This window comes from Nocardioides sp. (assembly GCF_031397825.1).
GTDB lineage: Bacteria > Actinomycetota > Actinomycetes > Propionibacteriales > Nocardioidaceae > Nocardioides.
Window position 1 is genome coordinate 1 of record NZ_JANNML010000056.1, and the last position, 14,853, is coordinate 14,853.

The 14,853-nt window shown below is 70.2% G+C and carries 16 protein-coding genes and 1 pseudogene; 6 read left to right on the top strand and 11 right to left on the bottom strand.

Features of this window, described 5'->3' with window-relative positions; all coding sequences use genetic code 11:
- From kgd to RMN98_RS04175, 4 genes and pseudogenes are all read left to right on the top strand, one after another.
- A pseudogene (kgd, locus tag RMN98_RS04160) lies at nucleotides 1-1,173 on the top strand (multifunctional oxoglutarate decarboxylase/oxoglutarate dehydrogenase thiamine pyrophosphate-binding subunit/dihydrolipoyllysine-residue succinyltransferase subunit); the annotation flags it as partial.
- Nucleotides 1,174-1,183: 10 nt separating this feature from the next.
- A complete protein-coding gene (locus RMN98_RS04165; protein WP_192143457.1) occupies nucleotides 1,184-1,360 on the top strand; it encodes a DUF6104 family protein in 177 nt (58 codons plus the stop codon).
- Nucleotides 1,361-1,366: 6 nt separating this feature from the next.
- A complete protein-coding gene (locus RMN98_RS04170) occupies nucleotides 1,367-2,035 on the top strand; it encodes a hypothetical protein (protein ID WP_309647538.1) in 669 nt (222 codons plus the stop codon).
- A gap of 19 nt (nucleotides 2,036-2,054) precedes the next feature.
- A complete protein-coding gene (locus tag RMN98_RS04175; protein ID WP_309647539.1) occupies nucleotides 2,055-2,681 on the top strand; it encodes an acetoacetate decarboxylase family protein in 627 nt (208 codons plus the stop codon).
- A gap of 4 nt (nucleotides 2,682-2,685) precedes the next feature.
- Here the strand turns inward: RMN98_RS04175 and RMN98_RS04180 are convergent, their stop codons facing one another.
- Genes RMN98_RS04180 through RMN98_RS04190 form a run of 3 tightly spaced genes read right to left on the bottom strand, consistent with a single transcriptional unit; the run spans nucleotide 2,686 to nucleotide 5,287 of the window.
- Nucleotides 2,686-2,928 (bottom strand): hypothetical protein, encoded by a 243-nt coding sequence (locus tag RMN98_RS04180; RefSeq protein ID WP_309647540.1) that lies wholly within the window; start codon nucleotides 2,926-2,928, stop codon nucleotides 2,686-2,688.
- Between the two features lie 23 nt (nucleotides 2,929-2,951).
- Nucleotides 2,952-4,145, bottom strand: a complete 1,194-nt coding sequence (locus RMN98_RS04185) for an acyl-CoA desaturase (protein ID WP_309647541.1) — start codon at nucleotides 4,143-4,145, stop codon at nucleotides 2,952-2,954.
- Nucleotides 4,146-4,162: 17 nt separating this feature from the next.
- A complete protein-coding gene (locus tag RMN98_RS04190) occupies nucleotides 4,163-5,287 on the bottom strand; it encodes a ferredoxin reductase (RefSeq protein WP_309647542.1) in 1,125 nt (374 codons plus the stop codon).
- Between the two features lie 126 nt (nucleotides 5,288-5,413).
- Between RMN98_RS04190 and RMN98_RS04195 the strand changes: the two genes are divergently transcribed.
- A complete protein-coding gene (locus RMN98_RS04195; protein WP_309647543.1) occupies nucleotides 5,414-6,031 on the top strand; it encodes a TetR family transcriptional regulator in 618 nt (205 codons plus the stop codon).
- 24 nt (nucleotides 6,032-6,055) lie between these two features.
- Here RMN98_RS04195 and RMN98_RS04200 read toward each other — a convergent pair whose 3' ends face one another.
- The 5 genes from RMN98_RS04200 to sodX form a co-directional block, all read right to left on the bottom strand.
- Nucleotides 6,056-6,748: an SDR family oxidoreductase gene (locus RMN98_RS04200; RefSeq protein ID WP_309647544.1), complete on the bottom strand. Its 693-nt coding sequence runs from the start codon at nucleotides 6,746-6,748 to the stop codon at nucleotides 6,056-6,058.
- Nucleotides 6,745-7,722, bottom strand: a complete 978-nt coding sequence (locus RMN98_RS04205) for a zinc-binding dehydrogenase (RefSeq protein ID WP_309647545.1) — start codon at nucleotides 7,720-7,722, stop codon at nucleotides 6,745-6,747. Before RMN98_RS04205 ends, RMN98_RS04200 begins: the two co-directional genes overlap by 4 nt.
- Nucleotides 7,723-7,949: 227 nt before the next feature.
- A complete protein-coding gene (locus RMN98_RS04210) occupies nucleotides 7,950-8,909 on the bottom strand; it encodes a hypothetical protein (protein ID WP_309647546.1) in 960 nt (319 codons plus the stop codon).
- A gap of 44 nt (nucleotides 8,910-8,953) precedes the next feature.
- Nucleotides 8,954-10,141 carry an NADP-dependent malic enzyme gene (locus tag RMN98_RS04215; protein WP_309647547.1) on the bottom strand — a complete coding sequence of 396 codons (1,188 nt, stop codon included), beginning with the start codon at nucleotides 10,139-10,141 and terminating at the stop codon, nucleotides 8,954-8,956.
- Between the two features lie 58 nt (nucleotides 10,142-10,199).
- Complete coding sequence (gene sodX / locus RMN98_RS04220; protein WP_309647548.1) at nucleotides 10,200-10,514, bottom strand: nickel-type superoxide dismutase maturation protease; 315 nt, start codon at nucleotides 10,512-10,514, stop codon at nucleotides 10,200-10,202.
- A gap of 49 nt (nucleotides 10,515-10,563) precedes the next feature.
- On the opposite strand from sodX, the gene sodN reads away from it, so the two are divergent.
- Nucleotides 10,564-10,962 (top strand): superoxide dismutase, Ni, encoded by a 399-nt coding sequence (gene sodN / locus RMN98_RS04225; RefSeq protein WP_309647549.1) that lies wholly within the window; start codon nucleotides 10,564-10,566, stop codon nucleotides 10,960-10,962.
- 458 nt (nucleotides 10,963-11,420) lie between these two features.
- Here the strand turns inward: sodN and RMN98_RS04230 are convergent, their stop codons facing one another.
- The 3 genes from RMN98_RS04230 to RMN98_RS04240 form a co-directional block, all read right to left on the bottom strand.
- Nucleotides 11,421-12,134, bottom strand: a complete 714-nt coding sequence (locus RMN98_RS04230; RefSeq protein ID WP_309647550.1) for a hemolysin III family protein — start codon at nucleotides 12,132-12,134, stop codon at nucleotides 11,421-11,423.
- Nucleotides 12,131-12,370, bottom strand: coding sequence for a hypothetical protein (locus tag RMN98_RS04235; protein WP_397208799.1), 240 nt, complete (start codon nucleotides 12,368-12,370; stop codon nucleotides 12,131-12,133). The genes RMN98_RS04230 and RMN98_RS04235 overlap by 4 nt, the downstream gene beginning before the upstream one ends.
- Before the next feature lie 71 nt (nucleotides 12,371-12,441).
- Nucleotides 12,442-14,826, bottom strand: a complete 2,385-nt coding sequence (locus tag RMN98_RS04240; protein WP_309647552.1) for an excinuclease ABC subunit UvrA — start codon at nucleotides 14,824-14,826, stop codon at nucleotides 12,442-12,444.
- Between the last annotated feature and the right edge of the window lie 27 nt (nucleotides 14,827-14,853).

Below are 14,853 nucleotides of genomic sequence, written 5' to 3' on the forward strand. Positions count from 1 at the left end.
GACAAGCCGGCCGGCGACTTCTCGACCGCGGTGACCCCGGAGGTCCTGAAGCGGATCGCGGACAGCTACGTCACCCCGCCGGACGACTTCACGGTCCACCCCAAGGTGATGCCGCAGCTCCAGCGCCGGTCTGCCGCCATCACGAGCGGCCCGATCGACTGGGGCACCGGCGAGATCCTCGCGTTCGGCTCGCTGCTGATGGACGGCCGCCCGGTGCGACTGGCCGGCCAGGACTCGCGCCGCGGCACGTTCGTGTCCCGCTTCGCCACGATCATCGACCGCAAGAACGCCGACGAGTGGACTCCCCTGTCCTCGCTCACCGAGGACCAGGCCCGGTTCTACATCTACGACTCGCTGCTCTCCGAGTACGCCGCCCTCGGCTTCGAGTACGGCTACTCCGTGGCTCGTCCCGAGGCGCTGGTGCTGTGGGAGGCGCAGTTCGGCGACTTCGTCAACGGCGCGCAGACGGTCATCGACGAGTTCATCTCCTCGGGCGAGACCAAGTGGCGCCAGGAGTCCGGTGTCGTGCTGCTCCTCCCCCACGGCTACGAGGGCCAGGGGCCCGACCACTCGTCGGCGCGCATCGAGCGCTTCATGACGATGGCGGCCGACGAGGCCTTCGTGGTGGCCCAGCCGTCCACGCCGGCGTCGTACTTCCACCTGCTGCGTCGCCACTCGCTGGGTGAGAAGCACCGACCGCTCATCGTCTTCACGCCCAAGTCGATGCTCAAGCGCAAGGAGGCCGCCTCGCAGCCGGCCGACTTCACCTCGGGCTCCTTCCGCCCCTTCATCGGTGACGCGGACGCCGACCCCGAGAAGGTCGACACCCTGCTGGTCTGCTCGGGTCGCGTGACCTGGGACCTCATGGTCGACCGCGCCAAGCGGGAGAACCCCGAGCGCTTCGCCATCGCCCGTGTCGAGCAGCTCTACCCGCACCCGATCGACGACATCAGGGCCGAGATCGCGCGCTACCCCCACCTCAAGGGTGTGCGCTGGGTGCAGGACGAGCCGGTCAACATGGGACCGTGGCCCAACTACGCGCTCAACGTCTGGCCCGAGGTCGACGCCCAGGTGGAGGGCATCACCCGCACCGCCTCCAGCTCGCCGTCGGTGGGCACCGTCAAGCGGCACGCGGCCGAGCAGAAGGACCTGCTCGACCGGGCGTTCGCCTGATCGGAGGGGCATGTACTTCACCGATCGCGGCATCGAGGAGCTCGAGAAGCGCCGGGGTGACGAGGAAGTCACCCTGGCGTGGGTCGCCGACCGGCTGCAGGAGTTCACCGACACCCACCCGGAGTTCGAGACGGCCGTCGAGCGGCTGGCCACCTGGCTGGCCCGCCTCGACGACCCGGACGACTGAGCGCGCATGAGCGACGACGTCGTCGACTACGCCGCTTGGGGCGTCGCGTTCTTCCGCAGCGCGGTCTCCGCCGAGCGGGTGCTGGCGGGCATCAACGTGCTGGCCGGTCAGCCCATCGACGTCGGCCCCCTCGGGGTCGGTCCCGGCCGGGTGGTCAAGATCCGGGCGACCGGCGCGATCGGCCAGGCGGTGGGGGCCCGCCTGGGTGAGGACCCGGTGAGCTTCCGCATCGACCTGCCGGTGACGCTGGAGTTCGCGATCGACCTGGGCGTGGACACCCAGCGCTTCGTGGCCGACATCCACGTCCCCCTGGTGCTGACCGCGCGCGCCCGCCGGGACCTGGCGATCGTCCTCGACGTGACCCCGCCGACCGCACAGCAGGTCGTGGTGCGGGTGCAGGCCCAGGGTGTCCGGGCCTCCATCACCAAGCGTGCCGCCAACGTCGAGGGCGAGCTCAAGCGGTTCGTGGCGTCGTACGTCGCTCGGGAGCTCGACAAGCCCCATGTCGTGGCGGCGCGCACCATCGACGTCTCGAGTGCGATCGACAAGGCCATGGCCACGCTCGGGCGCCGAGCTCCGCAGGCCGAGGAGATGACGTCGAACCTGCCGACGGCGCTCGAGGCCGAGATCCGCGAGCACGAGACACTCTTCACCGACGACACGCTCACGCCCTGAGCGCCACTAGTCTGCGGCCATGGCCGAGCAACCGCACGAGACGACCGCCTACCCCGCCGCTCCGTGGCGGATGGTGGGTTCCTTGTGGCTCTCGCTCTTCACGGTGCGCCACGACGTCGACGAGCTGCGACCGTCGGGCATCTACGGCGCCGCCTTCGTCAGCTATGAGGAGGGCAGCCCGCTGACCTACTCCGAGCTGCTGGTGGCGCGCCCGGTCACGTCGGCCGAGCACGGCAAGCGGGTCAGCATCACCGACATCTGGGTCGACTCGCCCGCCTCGGTCGCCGGTGGGCGCGAGCTCTGGGCGATCCCCAAGGACCTGTGCGACTTCACGCTCGAGAGCAGCCACACGGGCCCGCTCTCGCGCACGGAGTGGTCGGCGTCGCTCGCGCGGCGACCGATCGCCAGCGCGCGCTTCACCGACGTCTCGCGCGGGATGCTGCGGGTGCCCTTCAAGGGTGGCACCTGGCAGCCCGGGCTGCCCGAGGGCGGCGGCGAGAGGACGGCCACGCTCCGGGGCTCCGCCCGGACGCTGCCGTGCCGCGGGGTGTGGGACTTTGCAGCGGACGGGCCGCTGGGGTTCCTGCGCGGCGCACGGCCGCTCGCGTCGGCCCGCATGGCGAGCTTCCGCATGTCCTTCGGCTGAGCGGTCAGTCGCCCTGCTCGTCGGCCGCCTTGCGGGCCGCCTCGCGGATCTCGAAGACCTCGGTGGCGAAGCCTCCGACGGCTCCGGCGACGTCCTGCACAGCCTTGGTGATGATGCTCGCGACCTCGCCCACGGCCGAGGCCGCAGCCTCGACCGTGGACTGCACGGCGTCCTTGCCGATCTCACCCTTGGACAGGTGGTCGGCCCCCGAGCGGTCCGCGGTGTCGTCGTGCATGCCCTCGTCCATACCCTCAGTGTGACCCGTCGGGCTCACGCAGCCAACGAGGTGTCGGTCACGGTGTCCACGGCCGGCGTGCGCAGGAACGACGGAAGCAGGTCGCTCTTCTTGTCGGGCAGCGCGAAGCGGCAGATCTTCTGGGCGACGCTCAGCAGCTGCTTGCCCAAGGGGCCCTCGTTGTAGCCGATGCCGTAGCGGTCGCAGATCTCGCGGACCTCCTCGGCGATCTCCGGGTAGCGACGCGCTGGGAGGTCGGGGAACAGGTGGTGCTCGATCTGGTGCGACAGGTTACCGGTCATCACGTGGAAGAGCTTGCCGCCGGTGATGTTGGCCGAGCCCAGCAGCTGGCGGTAGTACCAGTGGCCACGGGACTCGTTCTCGCACTCCTCCTCGGAGAAGGTGGCGACCCCGGCCGGGAAGTGGCCGCAGAAGATGATGTTGAAGGCCCAGACGTTGCGGATCAGGTTGGCCGTCGCGTTGCCCGCGAAGGTCAGCGGGAAGAGCGGGCCGGTCTGCGCCGGGAAGAGCACGTAGTCCTTGAGCGCCTGGCGCTTGATCTTCTTCATCAGCCCCGGGTAGATCGCCTTGTTGTCCTCCAGCGACCGCTTCCCCGACACGATGTTCTCGACCTCGAGGTCGTGCATCGCGACGCCCCACTCGAAGAAGACCATCAGCAGGAACGCGTAGAGCGGGTTGCCGAGGTAGTAGGGGTGCCACTTCTGGTCGGCGTCCATGCGCAGGACGCCGTAGCCGATGTCACGGTCCTTGCCGAGGATGTTGGTGAAGGTGTGGTGGATGTAGTTGTGGCTGTACTTCCACTGCTCACCGGGGCACACGTTGTCCCAGTCGTACATGCGGGAGTTGAGGCCCGGGTCGCCCATCCAGTCGTACTGGCCGTGCATGACGTTGTGGCCGATCTCCATGTTGTCGAGGATCTTGGAGACGCTGAGCGCGGCGACCGCGAGCGGCCACGCCGGCGGGAGGTAGAACAGCGCGCGACCGGCGACCTCGAAGCCGCGCTGGGTCTTGACGACCTTGCGGATGTAGGCCGCGTCCTCCTCGCCGAGCTGGCCGAGGACGCGCTGGCGGATGGCGTCCATCTCGGCACCGAAGGCGTCGAGCTGCTCGGTCGTGAGACGACGCAGCTGGTCGTCACCGGGCACGCGTCCCTCGGGGGCGGTGGTGCCGGCGGTGGTGCCGGCGGTGGGGTCCTGGGTGATGGTCATGAGTGGTGGTTCCTTCCTCAGAGGTCGACGACGCAGTCGCCGACGGGAGCGGAGACACAGATCTGGATGTCCTCGTCGGGCAGCGAGGACTCGGCACCGGTGACCACGTTGCGCACGGTGCCCTCGGTCTTGGTCTTGGTGCAGGAGAAGCAGATGCCCATGCGGCAGCCGAACTCGGGCTTGAGGCCGAGCGCCTCGGCCTGCTCGAGCAGGCTCGCGCCGGTGTTGGCGGCCTCGGCTCCGGAGCGACTGAACGACACCTGGCCCTCGGCCGTGCCGGAGACGGTCATGGGCGGCTTGAAGAACTCCACGCGCAGCCGGCTCTGCTCGCTGGCGCCGACCACGACGCCGTACGCCGCGTGGACGAGCTCCATGAGCCCGCCCGGGCCGCAGGCCCAGGTGTCGACGTCGCGGAAGTCGGGAACCAGGCGGCGCAGCTCAAACTCGCTGAACACGTGGTCGCCGTAGCGCAGGTGCACCTCGACGTGGTTGTCGCCGGCGGCGATCTCGGCCAGCTCCTCGGCGAAGATCTGGTCCTCGGGCGAGCGGGCGTAGTGCAGGAACGTCACCTTGCGGTTGGCGCGGCCGTCGTAGCCGTCGCGAAGCAGGGTGCGGACCATGGACATGACCGGCGTGATGCCCGAGCCGCCGCTGATCATCAGCAGGTGGTTGATCGTCGGGGTGGCCGGACTCTCGTGGAGGGTGAAGTCCCCCATCGCCTGACTGAGGTGGATCATCTGCCCCGGCTGCGCCTGGGTGACGAGGAACCTCGAGACCTGACCCTCGTCGTGGGCCCGGATGGTGAGCGTGAACTGCTCACCCGGTGCGGACGCGGCCGAGGAGATCGAGAAGCACCGGGTGAAGCGCTTGGCGCTGCCCGGCAGGTCGACGCCGACCTGGACGTACTGCCCGGCGCGGTGGCCGCGCCACGTCGCGGTGGGCTGCAGCGTCAGGGTGGCGACGGGGGCGGTGTCGACCCCGGAGGTCTCGCGGTGGACGCTGACCACCCGGGCTCGGACCTCGTGGGCGGCCCACATCGGGTTGACCTGCTCGAGGTAGCGGTCCACGCCGTGCGGCGAGGTGAGGGCGGCAAGCGCGCGGGAGCGGAGCAGGCTCTGCAACGGGCTGGCGGTGAGGCTCATCCAGGGCTCCTTGGCGGACGTTTGAGTGTACGTTCGTACACTGAAAACTCTCGCAGCGCCGACCGACCGGGTCAACCGTCGTCAGCCGTGACAGTGCACACATGTGCACTGATAAACTCGGCGCTTGTGACCGAGACCCGTGGCGAGCGCAAGGAGCGCACCCGCCGCGCCATCCTCGATGCGGCGCTCCGACTCTGCGAGGACAGCAGCCTGGTGGCCCTGTCCCTGCGGCAGGTGGCCAAGGAGGTCGGCGTCGTCCCGACCGCGTTCTACCGGCACTTCGACTCGATCGAGGCCCTCGGCCTCGAGCTGGTCGACGAGTCGTTCGTCTCGCTGCGCGCGATGCTGCTCGACGTGCGGCGCAGCGACCCCGCCTTCGACGACATCATCGACTCCTCGATCGGCATCCTGGTCGAGCACGTCCACCAGCAGCGGGCGCACTTCCAGTTCATCGTGCGCGAGCGCGCTGCCGGGCCGCTGCGCGTGCGCGAGGCGATCAACACCGCCATCGAGCAGTTCGAGAAGGAGCTGGCCACCGACCTGGTCCGCCTCACGGGCACGACCACCTGGTCGCCCCAGGACCTGCAGATCCTGTCGGGCCTCATCGTGACGGCGATGGTCGGGCTGGCCGAGGCGATCCTGCGCACTCCCGACCCCGGCGCCGAGAGGGCCATCGTCGAGGGCGCCCGGGTGCAGCTGCGCATGGTGGTGGTCGGCGCCCTCAACTGGCGCTCGAAGCTCTAGGCAGGTCGGTGAGGTCCGGTCCCGTCAGGTCGCCCGGGGCAGCACGGGACGCACGGTGACCTCGGGGATCGTCGCGTCGTCGGGCAGGTCGAGAACGTGCAGGATGGTCTCGACCACGGTCGAGGGTGCGATCCAGCGCGAGGCGTCGTAGGTGCGCCCCTCCTGCTCGTGGACCTTCTCCTGCATCGGGGTCGCGGTGCGGCTGGGGAAGATCGTGGTCACGCGCACGCCGTGCTCGACCTCCTCGGCCCGCAACGCGTCCGCGAAGCCGCGCAGCCCGAACTTCGAGGCGGCGTAGGCCGACCAGTCGGCGTTGGCGCTCAGGCCCGCGGAGGAGTTGACGAAGACGACCATGCCGCGAGTGCGGCGCAGAGCCGGCAGGCACAGCCGCGTCAGGATCGCCGGGGCCAGGAGGTTGACGTCGAGCTGGTGGCGGAGCACGTCGGCCCGCTGGTCCTCCACCGGGCCCAGGTCGACCACGCCGGCGACGTGGTGGAGGGAGTCGAGCTCGTCGGGCAGCCCGCTGAGCTCCTCCAGCGCGGTCGCATCGGCCAGGTCGGCGACGACCACCTCGCTGCCGGGATAGCGCTCCTGGAGCACGCCGGCGCGGGCCGTGGTCCTCGCCAGGAGGACCAGGTGGTCGCCGCGCGCGTGCAGCCGGTCGGCGAGGGCGGCCCCGATGCCGGAGCCCGCCCCCGTCACCAGGTGGGTGGTCATCGGGTGAAGACGACCTTGCCGAAGATGTCGCCCTGCGCCATGGCGGCGAAGCCGTCGCGGGCGTCGGTCATCGGGATCGCCCGGTCGATGAGGGGCCGGGCCCCCGTCGCGTCGAGCAGGGCGACGAGCGAGGCGAGCTCACCGCTCGTGCCCATGGTCGAGCCGATGACGCTCAGCTGGAGGAAGAAGATGCGCGTCAGCTCGGCGTCGTCGAGGGTCGGGCCGGACGTCGTGCCGCTGATGACGATCTTGCCGCCGGGACGCAGCGCGCGCACCGAGTGCGACCAGGTCGCCCGGCCGACGGTCTCCATGACGGCGTCGACCTTCACCGGCAGACGGGCACCGGACTCGAAGACCTCGTGGGCGCCGAGCTCCAGCGCCTTGGCCCGCTTGGCCTCGTCACGCGAGGTGGCCAGCACCTTGAGCCCGCCGGCGCGGGCGAGCGTGATGAGCGCCGTGGCCACTCCCCCGCCGGCGCCCTGCACGAGCACGGTGTCGCCGGCCTTGAGGTCACCCTGGGTGTAGAGCATCCGGTAGGCGGTCAGCCAGGCGGTCGGCAGGCAGGCGGCCTCCTCGAAGGAGAGCGAGGCGGGCTTGGCGATGACGTTGGAGGTCGGGACGACCACCTTGTCGGCGAAGGTGCCCTGGTGGCGCTCGGAGAGCAGCGAGCGGCGGGGGTCGAACGTCTCGTCCCCGCGCCAGCTCGGGTCGGAGATGACCGCGTGCACGACGACCTCGTTGCCCTCCTCGTCGAGCCCCGCGGCGTCACAGCCCAGGATCATCGGCAGCGCCTCCTCGCGCAGCCCCACGCCGCGCAGCGACCAGAGGTCGTGGTGGTTGAGCGAGGCGGCCTTGACGGTGACGGTGGTCCACCCGTCCGGGGCGACCGGGTCGGGTCGTTCGCCGATCACCAAGCCCGCGAAGGGGTCCTCGGAGTCGGCGGCGGCAAAGGAATCGGCGTAGACGGCGAACATGTCTCGGAGCCTAGTAGGACGGCCAGGAGGCGCGGCCCGCAGGCAACCCGGCTGGACGACGTCCTCGACATGGAGCACCCCCATGTCGTCGTCCTCGTCGAAGCCATCGGCGACTCGCCCGGCGTACGCTGCTGGCAAGAAGCTGGCCGAGGGGGCCCGGATCATCTCCATCGCCTTCCAGGAGCCGCCGCTGTCGCTGTCCCCCGCCGCCGCCGCGCAGCAGCCGATCAGCGCAGCCCCGCGGACGCGGCCCCGAGCAGCTCGAGGATCGCCCGGGCCTCGGCCACAGCGTCCTCGCTCTCCTCGTCAGGCGTGACCTGGTAGGTCGCGTCCTGCGTGGCGGCCCAGGCGGTGACCCGGCTGGGGTCGTCGTCACGGACACCGATGAACCCCTCGACGAGACCGGGCGCAGTGATGTCCTCGACGGTGCCGGAGCGCTCGTCGAGGCTCCGGGCAGCGTCCAGGGACGGGCGGTCGGCGAAGTCGGAGACGCTGAGGTAGGAGAACGTGTCCTCGGGCGACGTGCGGAAGAGGCACTGGCGCAGACCCTCCACCGCATCGTTGCGCTCCGAGACCACCGCCTGCCCCAGCGCCTGGGCGACGGCCGCGTCGCCGAGCAGGTCGCAGGGATGAGGGACCGTCACGGGCGTGACGACGGCATCGGCCGGCAGGTCCCCGCCGACGAGCATCGTCATGGCCGCCACCATCACCCGCCTCTCGTCGTCGCGCGTGGCGCCGACGAACGGCGTGATGGCGTACCACCCGCCCTCGACCGTCGCGATCAGCGAGCGCGACGAGATGCCGGACATCGTGTCCTCGAGCTCGACCGCCTCGACGGTGCCCTCGATCTCCAGCGGCTCGGTGGCGTGGTCGTCGGAGGACGACGTCAGCTCGGCGACGATCTCGTCCAGGGGCGTCTCCCGGCTCTCCGAGATGATGGCCAGGATCGGGAGGTCCTCCTCCCCGGTGACGCTGCAGCTGCCCGCGCCGAGGAAGCGCTTCTCCTCGATCGTCACCGGCTCGCCGACGAGCTTCTCCACCTCCGCGGCGTCCAACGCACCACAGATCGGCAGTGACGGGCCCTCGTCGCGTTCGGTACGTTCCTGCTCACCGCCGCCTGAGCAGGCGGTGAGGGCCACCAGGAGCGTCGTGAGAGAGCAGGTCAGGGCGAGGGAGGCGCGGCGCATGCCGGGTCTCTTCCCCCGCCGGGGTCATGCCAACCGTCGACGGGTCAGCGGCGCGCGACGCCGTCGCGGCGGGCCGCCGCTGCCACCGCGCTGGAGACGGCGGGGCCCACCCGAGGGTCGAACGGCGAGGGGATGATCATCTCCTCGGTCAGCTCGTCGCCGACCAGCTCGGCCAGCGCTTCTGCCGCGGCCAGCTTCATGCCCTCGGTGATCGCGGTGGCATGGACGTCGAAGGCGCCCCGGAAGATCCCGGGGAAGGCCAGCACGTTGTTGATCTGGTTGGGGAAGTCCGAGCGACCGGTGGCGACCACGCGGGCGTGGCGGCGGGCCACGTCGGGGTGGACCTCCGGCGTCGGGTTGGCCAGGCCGAAGACGATCGAGTCGGGCGCCATGGTGGCGACGTGCTCCTCCGGCACGGTGCCACCGGAGAGGCCGATGTAGACGTCGGCGCCGTCCAGCGCGTCGGCCAGGGTGCCGCTGCGGCCGTAGCGGTCGGCGGTGTCGACGGCGAGCGCGCGCTTGACCGGGGTCAGGTCGGCACGCTGCGAGTTGAGCACGCCCTTGCGGTCGGTCACGGCGAGGTCGGTGATGCCGGCCTCGAGCAGGATCCGGGCCACGGCGACACCGGCCGCTCCGGCGCCGGAGATGACGACGCGAGTCGTGCCCGGGTCGCGGCCGGTCAGCTTGAGGGCGTTGGTGAGCGCGGCCAGCACCACGACGGCGGTGCCGTGCTGGTCGTCGTGGAAGACCGGGATGTCGAGCATCGCCTTGAGCCGGTCCTCGATCTCGAAGCAGCGGGGCGCCGAGATGTCCTCCAGGTTGATGCCGCCGAAGCTCGGGGCCATGCGGGCGACGGTCTCGATGATCTCCTCGACGTCGGTGGTGTCCAGGCAGATCGGGACCGCGTCGACGCCGCCGAACTGCTTGAAGAGCACCGCCTTGCCCTCCATCACCGGCATCGCCGCTGCGGGGCCGATGTCGCCCAGCCCGAGCACCGCGGTGCCGTCGCTGACCACGGCGACCACGTTGGGGACCCACGTGTAGTGCTGGGTCATCGAGGGGTCCGCGGCGATCGCCTCGCACACCAGGGCGACGCCCGGCGTGTAGGCGAGCGAGAGGTCGTCAGCACCGTCCAGCGGCGCCGTGGACACGATCTGCATCTTGCCTCCGACATGGAGGTCGAAGACCGGGTCGCCGGCGTGCGGGTGCGAGGGGGAATCAGCAACAGCCACGATCGGGGATCCTCCCACAACCGCACCGACCCCCTCGGGCCGTCCCAGATGAGTCATCTCACAGCCGACGCGGACGCGGCCAGACCCGCGCCAGCACGACCGCGACCACGGCCTCGTCGCGCACCGGCCCGCGGTGGCGCGAGTCGACCCCCACGTCAGGCGCGTCGCTGAGCAGCCACCACCCCGTCGTACGACGCTCCGCCGCGCGCTTGACCGCGAGGGTCCCGTCCGGGAAGCGCGCCACGACCACCTCCCCGGGTCGTGGCCGGCGTCGGTGGCTGACCAGGAGGCGGTCGCCGGCTGTCAGCGTCGGCTCCATCGACGCGCCCTTCACGCGGGCCCATCCATAGGGAGGTCGTCGTGTCTCAGCCATGCGGAGTAGTGTCCCAACGGCAAGCTCTGTTGACGACGAGAGGACACGCATGTTCGCGCGACTGTTCGCCCCCACTGTCGAGGTCTCCGCCCACTGCGACCTGCCCTGTGGTGTCTACGACCCCGCTCAGGCACGCATCGAGGCCGAGTCCATCAAGGCCCTGATCGGGAAGGTGGCCGACAACGACGACCCCGACTTCCGCACGCGGGCGGTGCTGATCAAGGAGGAGCGCTCCGAGCTGGTCAAGCACCACCTCTGGGTGCTGTGGACCGACTACTTCAAGCCCCCGCACTTCGAGAAGTACCCGCAGCTCCACACGCTGGTCAACGAGGCCACCAAGCTCGCCGGCGCCTCGGGCACCAAGGGCACGCTCGACGCCGACGTGGCCGACCAGCTGCTCGCGAAGATCGACGAGATCGCCGAGATCTTCTGGGAGACCAAGAAGTGAGCCCGAGGGGCGAGCTTGCTCGTCCCCTCGTGGCGAGCGCCGCGGGTGCCGGCGCGCAGCGACCGCAGACCAAGAAGGCCTGAGTCGTACCGCAGGTCACCGACCTTCGCACTGACGCTGTTGGCGCCGCCCCGGTCCGCAGGGAGTCCACGCGGGCTCCGGGTGGGTCCGGGGCGGCGTCGCTGTTCGGGCTGCGCTGGCTTCGAGCCGTCGTGCTGGGAGTCGTGCTGCTCCTCGTTGCCTGGCCTGGGACGCCGACACGTGGACCGGCTCGTGGCAACATCTGCTCGTCGTTCCCCCCGCGGGTGCGCGCGCTCGATCTCAGCGCTGCCGCCGTCACCGGCGCGCTCAGCAAGTCGTCGGGCACGCCGGCCGCGGGCGGCACCGGTGAACCACCCCCGAGGGCGGAGACGCCGAGGGCGATGACGAGTCGGCTCCTGACGACTGCGGAGGACAGATCAGCGTAGGGCGTACGTCGCCAGCGAGACCGCCACGTAGTGCGCGATGAAGGCCAGGATCGTGAAGGCGTGGAAGACCTCGTGGAAGCCGAACCACGCGGGACTGGGGTTCGGCCTCTTGAGTCCGTAGACGACGCCACCGAGGGTGTAGAAGAGGCCGCCGACCACGAGCAGCACGACCACCGACACGGCTGTGGAGCTGCTCAGGCGGGCGGCGCCCTCGACGAAGTCCGGGATGAAGAACACCGCGAACCAGCCCAGTCCGATGTAGATCGGTGTGTAGAGCCAGCGTGGGGCGCCCGTCCAGAAGACCCGGAAGAGCACACCGAGCAGGGCGCCGCTCCAGATGCCGACGAGGAGGTGCACTCGGGCATCTCCCTGCAGGAGCAGCATCGCGAAGGCGGTGTAGGTGCCGGCGATGAGGATGAAGATGTTGGAGTGGTCGAGCCGACGCAACAGCGCCCAGACGGCCGGCTGCCAGGTGCCGCGGTGATAGATCGCGGACACGCCGAACAACAGCAGCGCCGAGCCAGTGAAGATCCCCGCACCGACCTTGGTCCCCGTGCTCGGCGACAGCACGATCAGCACGACACCCGCCGCGATCACGAACGGCACCGAGCCCGCATGCAGCCCGCCGCGCAGCCTCGGCTTCAGCTCGGCCATCTTGTCGGCCATCACCACGAGGGCCGCCTCGTGATCGAGGAACTTCTTCACGACGGGACCCGCAGGGCCGCGGGCCGGACCTCGACCACGGCCGGGGTGGTCGCCGACGTCGGCAGTGCGCCGAGCGGCTCACGGGCACCACCCATCGGCACCGATGGGGACCCGCTGATCTCGACCTTGGCTCCGCGCAACACCGTCACCTGCTCCCGTTCGATTTGCCCGCCGACGTAGAACGTGGGCAACGCACTCATCATGGCGCGTGGTGTGGCGGCCTCGAACACCACCACGCCGGCAAGGCCATCGGGCACCGACGGCGGAGCGTGCCTCCCCAGCACAGGAGCCGGGTTCGAGGTGCGTCTCAGCCGCCGACGTACGACGACAGGTGCTGCCCGGTCAGGGTCGAGCCGTCGGCGACGAGGGCGGCCGGCGTGCCCTCGAAGACGATCGTGCCGCCCTCGTGGCCAGCACCCGGGCCGAGGTCGATGATCCAGTCGGCGTGGGCCATCACCGCCTGGTGGTGCTCGATGACGATGACCGACAGCCCGGAGTCCACGAGGCGGTCGAGGAGCCCGAGCAGCTGCTCGACGTCGGCGAGGTGCAGACCTGTCGTCGGCTCGTCGAGCACGTAGACCGCGCCCTTCTCGGCCATCTGGACGGCCAGCTTGAGGCGCTGCCGCTCGCCACCGGAGAGCGTCGTGAGCGGTTGTCCCAGGCTGAGGTAGCCCAGCCCGACGTCGGAGAGCCGGTCGAGGATCTTGTGGGCCGCAGGCACCGTGGCCTCACCGTCGGCGAAGAACGCGGTGGCCTCGCCGACCGACATGGCCAGCACCTCGCTGATGTCCTTGCCGCCCAGCGTGTAGTCCAGCACCGACGCCTGGAAGCGCCGCCCCTCGCACTCCTCGCACAGCGACTCGACCGTGGCCATCACCCCGAGCTCGGTGAAGATCACCCCGGCGCCGTTGCAGGTCGAGCAGGCACCCTCGGAGTTGGAGCTGAAGAGCGCCGGCTTGACGCCGTTGGCCTTGGCGAACGCCTTGCGGATCGGCTCCAGGAGCCCGGTGTACGTCGCCGGGTTGCTGCGCCGCGACCCCTTGATCGCGCTCTGGTCGACCGACACGACGCCGTCGCGGCCCAGCACCGAGCCGGTCACCAGCGAGCTCTTGCCGGAGCCGGCGACCCCGGTCAGGACGCAGAGCACGCCCAGCGGGATGTCGACGTCGACCTGCCTGAGGTTGTGCACCGATGCTCCTCGGACCTCGAGCACCCCGGCGGCCGGCCGCACCTCGTCCTTGAGCCGCGCTCGGTCGTCGAGGTGACGACCGGTGGTCGTGTCGCTGGAGCGCAGGCCCTCCACCGAGCCCTCGAAGCAGACCGTTCCCCCGCCAGTGCCCGCCCCGGGCCCGATGTCGACGACGTGGTCCGCGATCGCGATCGTCTCGGGCTTGTGCTCGACGACCAGGACGGTGTTGCCCTTGTCGCGCAGCTGGAGGAGCAGCTGGTTCATCCGCTCGATGTCGTGCGGGTGCAGACCGATGGTGGGCTCGTCGAAGACGTAGGTGACGTCGGTCAGCGACGACCCGAGGTGGCGGATCATCTTGGTCCGCTGGGCCTCACCGCCGGACAGGGTCCCCGAGGGGCGGTCCAGCGAGAGGTAGCCCAGACCGATCTCGGTGAACGAGTCGAGCAGGTGCTGCAGCCCCGTCAGCAACGGAGCGACCGACGGCTCCACCAGCTCGCGCACCCAGTCGGCCAGGTCGCTGATCTGCATCGCGCACAGGTCCGCGATGTTCTTGCCCGCGATCTTCGACGACAGCGCCTCGCGGGTGAGCCGGGTGCCTCCGCACTCCGGACAGGTCTGGAAGGTGACCGCCCGCTCGACGAACCGTCGTACGTGCGGCTGCATGGCCTCGGGGTCCTTGGACAGCATCGTCTTCTGGATCTTGGGGATGATCCCGTCGAAGGTCAGGTTGATGCCCTCGACCTTGATCTTGGTCGGCTCCGCGTAGAGCATCGTGTCGAGCTGCTTCTTGGTGAACGACGCGATGGGCTTGTCCATCGGCAGGCCGACGCCCTCGAAGAGCCGCCCGTACCACCCGTCCATCGAGTAGCCCGGGATGGTCAGCGCACCGTCGCTCAAGGACTTGGTCTCGTCGTAGAGCGCCGTGAGGTCGATGTCGCTGACGTTGCCCATGCCCTCGCACCGCGGGCACATGCCGCCGAGGTAGACGGCGTCCTTCACCACGCTCTTCTCGACGCGACCACCCTTGTCGGTCGACATCACCCCGCTCGCCCGGCGCGTCGGGATGTTGAAGGAGAACGCCGTCTGCGGACCGATGTAGGGATCACCGAGGCGGCTGAAAAGGATGCGCAGCATCGCGCTGGCGTCGGTGGCGGTGCCCACGGTCGAGCGCGGGTTGGCCCCGAGCCGCTCCTGGTCGACGATGATCGCGGTCGTCAGCCCCTCCAGGAGGTCGACCTCCGGGCGCGCCAGGGACGGCATGAACCCCTGCACGAAGGCGCTGTAGGTCTCGTTGATCATCCGCTGCGACTCCGCCGCGATCGTGCCGAACACCAACGAGCTCTTGCCCGAGCCCGACACACCGGTGAAGACCGTGAGGCGACGCTTGGGGATCTCGACGTCGACGTCACGCAGGTTGTTGACCCTCGCGCCGTGCACGCGGATGAGGTCGTGGCTGTCGGCGGGGTGCCGTGTCGTGGGGGGGCCTGCCGGCTGGTCATTCATGGTGACGACGCTACGGCGTGCGCGGAG